We start from the raw sequence: 11,219 nt of genomic DNA, 5'->3' as shown, positions 1-11,219 counted from the left end.
GTTCCAGTTCCAGTTCCAGTTCCAGTGCCAGCTCCGGTGTCAGTTCCAGTTCCAGTTCCAGTTCCAGTTCCAGTTCCAGTTCCAGTTCCAGTTCCGGTTCCGGTTCCAGTTCCAGTTCCAGTGCCAGTGCCAGTGCCAGTGCCAGTTCCGTCTCCTGGAGTTACATTACCTTGTATATCGATACGCCCGTACAGACCGCCTTGCTCGTTGTTTGGACCGGCTGTAAAGAACAGCGTATTAATTGGTTGATTCAAATAGCCATTGCCAAAGCTCAGTGCCCACAAGCCATCGATTACGATAGGTTCGTCACTGTCATCAGCTAAATGACCAATCAACCCGCCTGTCGCAACATCGAATGCATTGATGGTGCCATCGCCGAAATTGCCCACCAGAAGACGGTCGCCAAACTCGCCGAAACCAGCCGGCGCCAAGGCCATACCCCAAGGCGCATTCAAACTGCCTTGCGAAATAAGGCGTTTGACGAACACACCATCGGTGTCGTACACATCCACGAATCCAAGGCCTACGCCTTTTACAGCGTCAAGCTTGGCTTCATCCTGCTGCGCATAAGCCACATAAATGCTGCCGTTAATAGCCTGTATGTTAAACGGCGCATATCCGGCAGGAAGAGTTGGATCGGTAAAGGCGCCTTCCTCCAGCGTTACTGGTTGGAAATCGCCATCCCAGACGTCAACTTTATTGTTGAAAAAGTCGGCGGCATAAAGTCGGCTTTCGGTGCCGTTCGCGCTTATGGCAAGACCTTTATAGACTGGACCGTTTTCCGCCGCGGCGTCGTTTACGCGAATCGCCTGGGTCGCATTGACATCAGGATTCCAGGCCGCGATCACACCCTCGTCCGTTGCAAAGATGAACCGGCTGGGTCCGGTACCGACACCAGTGCCGCCATTGGTTCCACCGTTAGTGCCGCCATTGGTACCACCGTTAGTGCCACCGTTAGTGCCACCGTTAGTGCCACCATTAGTGCCACCATTAGTGCCACCGTTAGTGCCACCGTTAGTGCCGCCATTGGTTCCACCATTAGTGCCACCATTGGTACCACCATTAGTGCCGCCTACAGCGCCACTAGAGTTAATCACGAATTCGGGAGATCCGTTGTATACCACGCCAGTCGGAGTTCCACCGGTAGCTTCGCTTGCTGTTGGTATCTCGACTACTAAAGGATTAACGGTGCCTTCGCCATCATAGACGGTTGCAACGCCAGAGCCGTTGTTGGCCACCCATGCCGGGCCAAAGGGGTTAAAAGCCAATCCCCACGGATTTACCAGATTTTCGTCGGTGGCGTCCGCCCCTTCAGTGTCAGTCACCAGATTCTGCAATTGATATGTCCCTAAGGTATGAGCGCCCAATCCTGTAGCAAAGGCCAACGCAACCAGCAAGGATGCGCATATTCGGCGTGTTTTTGAAAAAGGTAGTTTTTTCATGTCGCAGTTCCTCAATAATGATTTGATGCGGGGAACACTCTTTGGAGATAGTGATCCTCTTGCGTACAGGCACGACTACATTGTCGTGCCACCTGGTCTGGCTTCAGCCATCAATCAAGCGTGTGACAAAAGTCCAGAATGGTGCCTAAGCAAAAATTAAGTCAAACGAAAGACAGCCTGTACATCCAACAGGAGTAATGTAAGGGTCGGCAGTAGCGACGCCTTGTCAATTTTGGGGTGTCTTGCAGTGCGACTAACTTTGCTTAGCGGTCCGGCTTTATTAGAAATGCCAACCCCTGCGGTTATGCCATGCCTCATTACATAAGTCTGAAAAAAAACAGCTGGAAAGCCAATAACATGATGTTTTTACAATATGATTGGCTTTATTAGGGATTATTTCGATTTGTGCATAAGGCAATGAGGACTGTAGGGGCCAACATAATTCTAATAAGCTAGAGTTATAGGATTACTTTACCTGTGCTGTCTGGATTCGCCGGAAGAGCCTTTTTTATGGGAAGCTTGGCCGCCTTTACGGCCAGCTTCTCTGGCTTCTTCCGGAGTAAATTCATGAGCTGAACCTTTTCCATGAGCCGCTTGGCCGCCTTTACGGCCAGCTTCTCTGGCTTCTTCCGAAGTAAACTCATGGGCGGTGCCTTTCTCATGAGCCGCTTGGCCGCCTTTACGGCCAGCTTCTCTGGCTTCTTCCGAAGTAAACTCATGAGCGGTGCCTTTCTCATGAGCGGCTTGACCACCTTTATGGCCTGCTTCTCTGGCTTCTTCTGGAGTAAATTCATGCGCAGTGCCTTTTTCATGAGCGGCGCGCCCCCCTTTACTGGCAATTTCCCGTTGCTTGTCTTCGTCCATTGAAGCAAAACCGCGAAGTCGGGTGGAACTTTTCTGACCGGTATGAGACTGTTTCTGTGGCATGATCTTCACCTCGAACATATTATTTAAACGTATATAAGTGCCTTTTGTTGAATTGGGTTAAAGGCTTTTCTTCTTTATGTATTTAAAGAAGTGAGCTCAGAATATAGGAAAAAAGCATCAAATTTCTGTACGTCAACACACACTAAGGGTATTTATTTTTTTTGTAACTTCATTGTAATCATATAGTTATAGATAAGTTAGCGCTTTCTAATATCCTGTGGCAGGGTTTTAAAATCGATTGGCCAAACAGGAAATTCTGACCGGGAGTTAAAGGTTGACTCACCGCCAAGACACAAATAACGGCTTGATCCAGATAGCGTTTTCCTTGATGGCTGAGTTGAATTTGATTTGGCTTAAGCTTTATCTATAGCTTTCCATTGCCCACTGGCTTCATCTTTCTGATACTTCTTTTTGACTGCGCTCCAGGCTATCCGGTGAGCCCGTTCTTCGTCATGCCCGTATTCGTCCCAAGCATTGTTATAGGCCGCCTGATAAATCTCCTGAGCATGTTTTGGTAAATGCTCCCGCACATTCTCGGGTAAATCGCTGATATCTTTATAAGGCATGTTCTACCTCCGGCCGGATGGCTGCTATTCGTTGCCTTGAAACAGGATATTGAAACACGGCTTTTCACTTTTACTGGGAGAGCCGCATCGAAATCACTCTAGGCGAAAAACCTGACGCAGTCGGTACGGCCTCCCACATACAAGCAATAGTTCCGGCTTTCTGTAAAAGCAATGGTTGGGTACGTTTTCGCACAGAAAATTTTATTTTAAACCAGTACCTTATTAAAAAAGTCGTCAGTTAAAAACCGGGGCTTTTGATGCAAGAGTTACCGCCAGTTATCAACCGAACTGATGAATGCGAAGCGACAGTTATCCATGCTGATTGAGGAGAACGATATGAAAGCCTTATGCTGGTACGGTACGAACGACGTTAGGGTTACCACGGTGCCGGACCCTAAAATTATCAACAAGAATGATGCGATTATTAAGGTCACCTCCACCGCGATATGCGGCTCCGATTTACATATTTTGGATGGCTTCCAGCCGACCATGGAAAAGGGCGATATATTGGGGCACGAACCGATGGGGGAAGTGGTCGAGGTTGGCAGTGATGTCAGGAATTTAAAGGTCGGCGACCGGGTTGTCGTGCCGTTTACTATATCTTGCGGCGAGTGCTTTTTTTGTCAAAAACAAATGTATTCCTTGTGCGACAACTCCAATCCCGGTGCTGAGTTAGCCCGCAAGGCGATGGGGCATGCGACCGCCGGAATATTCGGCTATTCCCATATGCTGGGCGGTTACGCCGGCGGTCAAGCCGAATATTTGCGGGTTCCGTATGCCGATGTCGGGCCTTTTAAAATTCCTAATGGCATTCCTGACGAAAAAGTTTTATTTCTGTCGGATATTTTCCCTACCGGTTATATGGCGGCAGAAAACTGTGGTATTGAACCCGGCGATACCGTTGCGGTTTGGGGCTGCGGCCCGGTTGCGCAATTTGCCATCCAAAGCGCCTGGATGTTCGGCGCCGAGCGTATCATCGCTATCGACCATGTGCCCGAACGTCTGGAAATGGCCAGGCAGCAGGGCAGGGCGGAAACCGTCAATTTTGACGATGTCGATGTTTATGACCAATTAATGCAAATGACCCATGGGCGCGGGCCTGACCGATGCATTGACGCAGTTGGGTGCGAAGCGCATTCGGGCGGAACCCTGGACGGGATTATCGATTCCGTGAAAACAGCGGCATTGCTGGGTACGGATCGTCCCCATGTCTTACGGCAGGCCATCAAGAGTTGCCGCAAAGGCGGGACTATTTCGGTGCCGGGCGTGTATGTCGGTTATGGCGATAAAATTCCGATCGGAGCTGCGATGAATAAAGGCCTGACGATCAAAACAGGTCAGACCCATGTGCAGAAATACATGCCGATTCTTTTTGAAAAAATTGAAAAAAATGAAATCGATCCATCGTTTGTTATTACCCATCAAATGAAGCTTGATGATGCCGCCGAGGGCTATAGCCTGTTTAAGGAAAAACAAGATCATTGCATCAAGGTGGTATTAAAACCCTAATAAACTTAGTAGCTGAGATGAGTAACCGATGTTACGCAGTGCTAGAGGTAGGGTACGCATCGCGTACCTTTTGGGACTTGATCCAGAAAATGGTACGCGATGCGTACCCTACGGTGCCGCGATAAGTATTTTCTTACCCACCTTATAAAGGAGGCGTCATGACCGATATTAAGCATCCCGAACCCCCTTATCCACCCCAGCATCAGGAGCGCCAGCCGGGGCTGGAAACAGACATGAATCCCCAGCCTCAGTCCCATGATCCCAATTATCAGGGCACCGGCAAGCTCAACGGCAAAGTCGCCTTAATTACCGGCGGGGATTCCGGTATCGGACGCGCCATTGCGGTGGCTTTTGCAAAGGAGGGCGCTGATTCGGCTATTGTCTATCTGGATGAACATGAAGATGCGGAAGAAACCAAGCGCTTGGTGAATGAATACGGCCAGCAATGCCTGCTGATTGCCGGGGATATCGGGCAAGAATATTTTTGCCGGGAAGCGGTTGAGCAGACTATCAGTGAGTTAGGACGGCTGGATAGCCTGATCAATAATGCGGCGGAACAGCATCCCCAGAAAAGCATTGAAGACATAAGCGCAGAGCAGCTTGAAAAGACCTTCCGCACCAATATCTTTTCGATGTTCTATTTAACCAAAGCGGCCCTTAAATACCTGCAACCCGGAAGCACCATTATTAATACGACTTCGGTAACGACCTATAAAGGCAGTCCCCAATTGCTCGATTACGCGTCTACCAAGGGCGCTATTGTCGGCTTTACACGGTCCTTGTCTCTGGCTCTGGCCGAACAAAAAATCAGGGTTAATGGCGTCGCCCCCGGACCTATCTGGACGCCGCTGATTCCGTCGACTTTCGAGCCTGAGCATGTCGAATCTTTTGGCGAGGACGTGCCGATGGGCCGGGCCGGACAGCCTGAAGAAGTCGCCAACTGTTATGTTTTTTTAGCTTCGGATGATGCCTCGTATATGTCCGGGCAGGTTCTTCATCCCAATGGCGGCACGGTCGTGAATGGTTGAAAGCTTGGTAGGGTACGGAGACGGTGAAAGTATTATCCAAATTAGGCTAAAAACATTTTTTCACCACGAAGGCACGAAGAGCGCGAAGTTTTCAATACATTGAATTAAAACGATTGTTTTCTTCGTATCCTTCGTGTCTTCGTGGTGAATTCTTTAATTTTTTCTAAAACCGAATATTTTCACAGCCTCGTACCCTACGGTGCCGGATAAGAATGTTGCGATGCGCAAAACCTTTACTTTTTAACGCCGGTCATTTTATCCAACAGCGTTTCCATATCGATGCCTTTGCCGAGAATGCCTTTGAATAAATCGCCGGTCTTTTTAACTCTGGCCGGGAGGGTGAAAATATTGAATTGGGCCGGAGTTAACCCCGGTTTGACTTCTGCCCATTTCAACGGAGCCGATGCCGTGGCTCCAGGATAAGGTCTCAGGCTGTAGGGCGCGACGACCGTTTGTCCCTTACTATTTTGCAGGTAATCCAGGTAGATTTTATTGCCTCGTTCGCTGAGGCTTCTTTCCGTGCTGGTGGTTTCAGGTAATTGTTCAGTAGCCATCACGCAAATCAGTTCAGCAAAATCCTTTAATTGAGCATAGGTGTATTTTTTGTGGGTAGGGATATATACATGCAAACCTGTAGCGCCCGAGGTTTTACAAAAATTGGCCGCCCCGGCTTTTTCCAGGATTTCGTGAACGATATTGGCCGCTTCAATGACCTGCTCAAACGTATTTTTATCGGATGGGTCGATATCAATGATGAGGTAGTCGGGGCAGTCCAGAGATTGGATGGTCGAGTGCCAGGGATTGATTTCTATGCAGCCGAGGTTATTAAGATAGGTTAGGGTCGCTTTGTTATTGCAGATAATATAATCGACGTCCTTATTTGAAGATTCCGAATGCACGGCAATGGTTTTTACAAACGAAGGCACATTCTCGCCCGCATCTTTATGAAAAAAGCCTTCGTTGGCGATGCCTTCCGGATTCCTCTTTAAAGACTGCGGGCGGTTTTTTAAGTACGGCAAAATCAGGTCGGCGATATTCAGGTAATACTCAACTACATCGCCTTTAGTGATTTTTTCTTCCGGCCAGTACAGTTTGTCCCAGTTAGAGACAGGAACTTTCACGCGTCCAAAAGGGATGACTGTGTCATTGCTTGCTTTCGGTGCGCTTTCTGTTTCAGCCTGTTCTTTGGTGATGGTTTCCGAGCTTGCCATGGTCGTATCCTCGACGGGTTTGTCCGGTCGCAATCTTATAAAAGCGGGGTTTCGCAGCATGCCATCACGGGTTTTTTCGGTAAATTCAACCTCACATACCAGGACGGGTTTTACCCAGGTTACCGGCGTGTTGGTTTTTACGGTTTCATTAAATGGCGATTGAGGAATGGCTAACGGCGTTAGCTGTTGATATAGGCTTTTTAGCAATGAGTTATCAAAGCCGGTTCCTGTATGCCCAATATACTTAATGGTCTGGCCCTGCATTAAGCCCAATATTAAGGCGCCAAAATACTTCCTTTCTCCCTCAGGCTCAGTAAAGCCGCAGATGATGGCATCAACACTTTTACGGTATTTTACTTTTAACCAGTTGGCGCTACGCTGGCCCGGCAAGTAAAAGCTATCGGCCTTTTTAGCCATAATGCCTTCCATGTTTCTTTCCGCCATCAGCGCAAACATTTCCTTACCCTTTTCTTCAATATGGTCAGAGTATTTGATAACGCTGTTTTTTATAAGCGTGCGGAATAGAATAAAAGTGCGTAATAGTTCTTTTCTTTTAACAAGCGGCAGTTCCATAACGGACTGGTTATTTAATTTTAAGATATCAAATACATAGTAATAAATCGGCTGCGATCGTTGCTCGCTGTAATGTTGCAGTAACTGAAAATTGGGATTGCCTTGCTCATCCATGACCACGATTTCCCCGTCGATGACCGCTTCGACATCCATTTGAGCCAAGGCATCGATTATTTCAGGATACTTGTCGTTAAACAGGTTTCCGTTCCGGGAATAGAGCTTGATCTCGGCTTTATTTAGCTCAGCCATAGCCCGGTATCCGTCCCATTTAATTTCAAAAATCCAGTCCTTATCGTCAAAAGGCTGTTTAACTTCTTTGGCCAGCATGGCCGGTATGTAGTCAGGTTTATCTTGGGCGAGAGCCTTTGTAGGTTTGTTTGCCGATTTTTTGCTGCGCATGCCTAACGCTTTATTGATCGGAGAGTCTTTTGGTGTTTCCGCTTCACTGTCATACTCCTCCTGCACCGCATATTCATCTTTATGCTTGATCAGCAACCAGGAGTTATCCTGGCTGGCTTTTAGCTTAACCAGGGCGAATTCGCCTTTTAGTTTTTTGCCGTGCAGAGTAATGTTTAAATGGCCAGTATCGAGCGCTTTCAGTAATTCTTTTTGTGCATTTTTCCCCGAATTCAGGCTGCCGGTGTAATAGCCGCGATCCCATATCTCCACTATGCCGGCGCCGTAATTTCCCGGCGGGATAACGCCTTCAAAATCCTTATAAGCATAAGGATGATCTTCAACCTTGATAGCCAGCCGTTTATCGGCAGGATTCATCGAAGGCCCCTTGGGTATGGCCCAGCTTTTTAACACGCCGTCCATTTCCAGTCTGAAGTCATAGTGCAGGCGCGAAGCTTTATGCCGTTGCACCACAAAGATTAATTTGTCGGAATGAGCCGCTTTTTTTGTTGCAGGTTCAGGTGTGGTTTTAAAATTCCTTTTTTGCTGGTATGCATGAAGCGTCATGGTTCAAGACGCTTTTTTGCGGGCATTCAGGCTGGCCCTTAATTGCGCTACCAGGTCCGTAGATTGAGTAGGTACCACTTTCAAATGCGGCTTTTTGGGCTTTGCGCCTTTTGCTTTGGCGGCTATGATCTTCAATAAAGAATCGGTGTAAGTGTCTTTGTAGGCGCTGATGTCGAATTTTTCGGAAAGCTGGTTAATTAATGAAACGGCCATTTCCAGCTCATCCTTTTTTATGCCGGTCTTGGAAGGTAAATCAAGTGCGGAAGCATCCTTGATTTCTTCGGCAAACCTGATTTTATTTAAAATGATGACACTGTTTGTCGGTCTTAAAATGGCCAGGTTTTCCCGGCTGCGCATCACGAACGTGGCAATGCCGACCTTTTCCGTTTTCAGCAACGCTTCCCGCAATAAAGCATAGGCTTTGACGCCGGACTCTTCCGGCTCGACATAGTAGGGCGTTTCAAAATAAATACTGTCGATTTCATCTTCTCCGGCAAAACCGGAAATAGTGATGACTTTGGATTTTTCTACACTGGCCGCTTCAAAATCCTCGTCGCTAAGAACTACATACTCATCCTTGTATTTATAGGCCTTAACAATATTTTCCCAGCTGACTTCCTTGCCGCTGTGTTCATTGACGCGCATCAGGCGTATGTGGGAATGATCTTTTTTATCGAGCATATCCAGGTCAAGCGTGCTGGTTTCGGTGGCACTGTAAAGCTTGACCGGTATATTGACCAAACCGAAACCTATTGCGCCTGTCCAAATCGATCTCATAAATAAAATGCCCGTTGAGTTAAGGGGACGAGGCCGTTACACGCCAGATACGGTTGCCGACATCATCGGCGACCAATAAAGCGTTTTGCTTGTCGAGAGCAACCCCAACAGGACGCCCGTAGGCTTCGCCATCGGCGCTAAGAAAACCCGTCAACACGTCGATCGGATCGCCAGAAGGCATGCCGCCTGTGAAAGGCACAAAGATGACCCGATAGCCGCTGTGTGGCTTGCGGTTCCACGAACCGTGCTGGCCGATGAAAGCGCCGTTATCGAAAGGTGCCGGCCATGTGCCCTGCCTGGAAAAAGCCAAGCCCAGAGAAGCGGTATGCGAGCCGACTGCATAATCAGGTACCCGGGCTTTATCGACCAGGTCGGGCCGCGGGGGCCGCACGCGCTCGTCGACATGCTGTCCATAATAACTGTACGGCCAGCCGAAGAAGCTGCCGTCGGGTACCGAAGTCAGGTAATCGGGAACCAGGTCGCTGCCGATTTCATCGCGCTCGTTGACTACGGTCCACAGCGCGCCGCTATCCGGTTCCCAGGCGAGGCCGTTGGGATTACGTAAGCCGCCGGAGTAAATGCGGTGGGCGCCTGATTTGAGATCGACTTCCCAAATGGCGGCGCGGCCGTCCTCTTTATCGATGCCGTTCTCGGCGACATTACTGTTCGAGCCTACCGTGACATAAAGGTGCGAGCCGTCCCGGCTGGCGAGAATATTTTTGGTCCAGTGATGGTTAAGCCCGGCCGGGAGATCGGTTACTTTAGTCCCCGGCTGTACGATACGGGTTTCCCCGTTGCTATAAGGGAACTTAACCACTGCATCCGCATTGGCGACATAAAAATCATTGCCCACCAAGGCCATGCCGAACGGCGAGTTGAGCCCTTCGAGAAAGACCGATCGGGTTTCGGCTATCCCGTCGCCATCGGTATCGCGCAGCAGGGTAATGCGATTGGCGCTGGGTACCCCTGCGCCTGCCTCCTTCATGACACGCTCAGTGAGCCAGGTTTTAATGCTTTTAGCGTCCTCGGGCATTGGCGGTGCATTGGTTTCAGCGACCAAGACGTCGCCGTTAGGCAGCAGATACAGCCAGCGAGGATGGTCGAGCCCGTCGGCAAAGGCATTTACGGTCATCCCGGCCGCGGCCGCCGGTTTACCGTTAGCGGGCCAGCCTATAGCCGGAGCGACGTTCACTGTCGGAATCAAGGTCGGATTGGGCGGCGGCAGTTGGGGATGAGGGCCAATGCCTGCCGCTACCGGCAATTGTGCCACCTCGCCGCATGCACTCAGAACCACAGCTACCGCCGAGAATAACAGTGATCGTCTTGGTTTCATGAGCATGGCCCCCGGTTTCCGTTTAATGCTGCATAGAAGAGCCGGCCATTTGGCGGCAACTTTCTGCGCAGTTCATGCAGGCCTCGACGCATTCATCCATGCTGCCGATGTTTTTGCAATCCTGGGCGCAGGCATCGCAAACTTCGGCGCAGACTCCGCAGAGACGATTATGGAAAGTGGAATTGCTCAGCATGAAGTTGGCTGATGTCTGGCAGATTTCAGCGCAGCACATCATTAGCCGGAAGTGTTCCGGTTCAACGTGTTTGCCGCCCGTTTCCAGGCAGTGATTCATAGCCGTTTGCAGGCAAACTTGATGGCATTCCATGCAAGCTTGGATGCAAGATTGCATGGAATGGCGCATGCCATGCATGGACTGTTCAGAACGCATGGACTGTTCGGATTGAGGTATATGAGTCATGAGATTCTCCTGAGTTAAGAACAAACGTGGACGAAAAGTAAGTTTTGAAGCAGGGCGGAGCCGTGCTAAAACTTCTGGAAACTGTATCCCAAAAACCAGCCGCAGTCGGTACGCCATCGCACATACTAGCGCCATGAATCTACTTCCCCAGACCGGGGGCAGGAGGGCCCAGGCGGCGTATGAGCGATTAAAAATGGTTATATGTGGGATAGCGCACAGATAAGCTGAGAATGTTGCAATTAAGCTATTTTATAAAGTTTTTTGACAACAGCGGTTGTTAAGCTTCAGTTTAAGTATCGCATCCTATAATAAGTCGGTTAAATAACAAGGTTAAATTTAATTAGTTGTTTTTATTACGTAAAAGGAAAATATTATGCTGAAAAAGAACTTGCTTACCCTGGCCTCGATGAGTCTTGTAGGTTTTCTGCCGCTGGCTCAGGCCGACGGTTTTTTTCATGACGACCGCTACGAC

Annotated in this window: 9 protein-coding genes; 2 read left to right on the top strand and 7 right to left on the bottom strand. The window is 49.1% G+C overall.

Features of this window, described 5'->3' with window-relative positions; all coding sequences use genetic code 11:
• The 3 genes from M0R47_RS20690 to M0R47_RS20680 form a co-directional block, all read right to left on the bottom strand.
• A partial coding sequence (locus M0R47_RS20690; RefSeq protein ID WP_292558253.1) for a TIGR03118 family protein occupies positions 1-1,442 on the bottom strand: 1,442 nt, incomplete at its 3' end.
• 471 nt (positions 1,443-1,913) lie between these two features.
• On the bottom strand, positions 1,914-2,369 hold the full coding sequence (locus tag M0R47_RS20685; RefSeq protein ID WP_292558252.1) for a KGG domain-containing protein: 456 nt from the start codon (positions 2,367-2,369) through the stop codon (positions 1,914-1,916).
• A gap of 353 nt (positions 2,370-2,722) precedes the next feature.
• The gene (locus M0R47_RS20680) at positions 2,723-2,935 is read right to left on the bottom strand and encodes a ChaB family protein (RefSeq protein ID WP_292558251.1); all 213 of its coding nucleotides are present in this window, start codon (positions 2,933-2,935) and stop codon (positions 2,723-2,725) included.
• Between the two features lie 336 nt (positions 2,936-3,271).
• Here M0R47_RS20680 and M0R47_RS20675 point away from each other — a divergent pair, with 336 nt between their 5' ends.
• Both M0R47_RS20675 and M0R47_RS20670 read left to right on the top strand, forming a co-directional pair.
• Entirely contained in the window at positions 3,272-4,444 is a 1,173-nt protein-coding gene (locus M0R47_RS20675; RefSeq protein ID WP_292558250.1) for a zinc-dependent alcohol dehydrogenase, read from the top strand.
• Positions 4,445-4,602: 158 nt separating this feature from the next.
• On the top strand, positions 4,603-5,472 hold the full coding sequence (locus M0R47_RS20670) for an SDR family oxidoreductase (protein ID WP_292558249.1): 870 nt from the start codon (positions 4,603-4,605) through the stop codon (positions 5,470-5,472).
• A 233-nt stretch (positions 5,473-5,705) separates the two neighbouring features.
• On the opposite strand, the gene ligD is transcribed toward M0R47_RS20670, so the two are convergent.
• The 4 genes from ligD to M0R47_RS20650 are packed head-to-tail and all read right to left on the bottom strand — an operon-like array spanning position 5,706 to position 10,747.
• Positions 5,706-8,219 carry a DNA ligase D gene (ligD, locus tag M0R47_RS20665; protein WP_292558248.1) on the bottom strand — a complete coding sequence of 838 codons (2,514 nt, stop codon included), beginning with the start codon at positions 8,217-8,219 and terminating at the stop codon, positions 5,706-5,708.
• A 3-nt stretch (positions 8,220-8,222) separates the two neighbouring features.
• Complete coding sequence (locus M0R47_RS20660) at positions 8,223-8,996, bottom strand: Ku protein (protein ID WP_292558247.1); 774 nt, start codon at positions 8,994-8,996, stop codon at positions 8,223-8,225.
• Between the two features lie 19 nt (positions 8,997-9,015).
• Entirely contained in the window at positions 9,016-10,329 is a 1,314-nt protein-coding gene (locus M0R47_RS20655; protein ID WP_292558246.1) for a sorbosone dehydrogenase family protein, read from the bottom strand.
• Positions 10,330-10,351: 22 nt separating this feature from the next.
• The gene (locus M0R47_RS20650) at positions 10,352-10,747 is read right to left on the bottom strand and encodes a four-helix bundle copper-binding protein (RefSeq protein ID WP_292558245.1); all 396 of its coding nucleotides are present in this window, start codon (positions 10,745-10,747) and stop codon (positions 10,352-10,354) included.
• Positions 10,748-11,219 lie beyond the last annotated feature (472 nt).

Origin of the sequence: Methylobacter sp. (assembly GCF_023227905.1) — a bacterium.
In the GTDB taxonomy this organism is placed as follows: domain Bacteria; phylum Pseudomonadota; class Gammaproteobacteria; order Methylococcales; family Methylomonadaceae; genus Methylobacter_A.
Note: the sequence above shows the minus strand (reverse complement) of the source record. Positions and strands in the feature narration are given on the sequence as shown.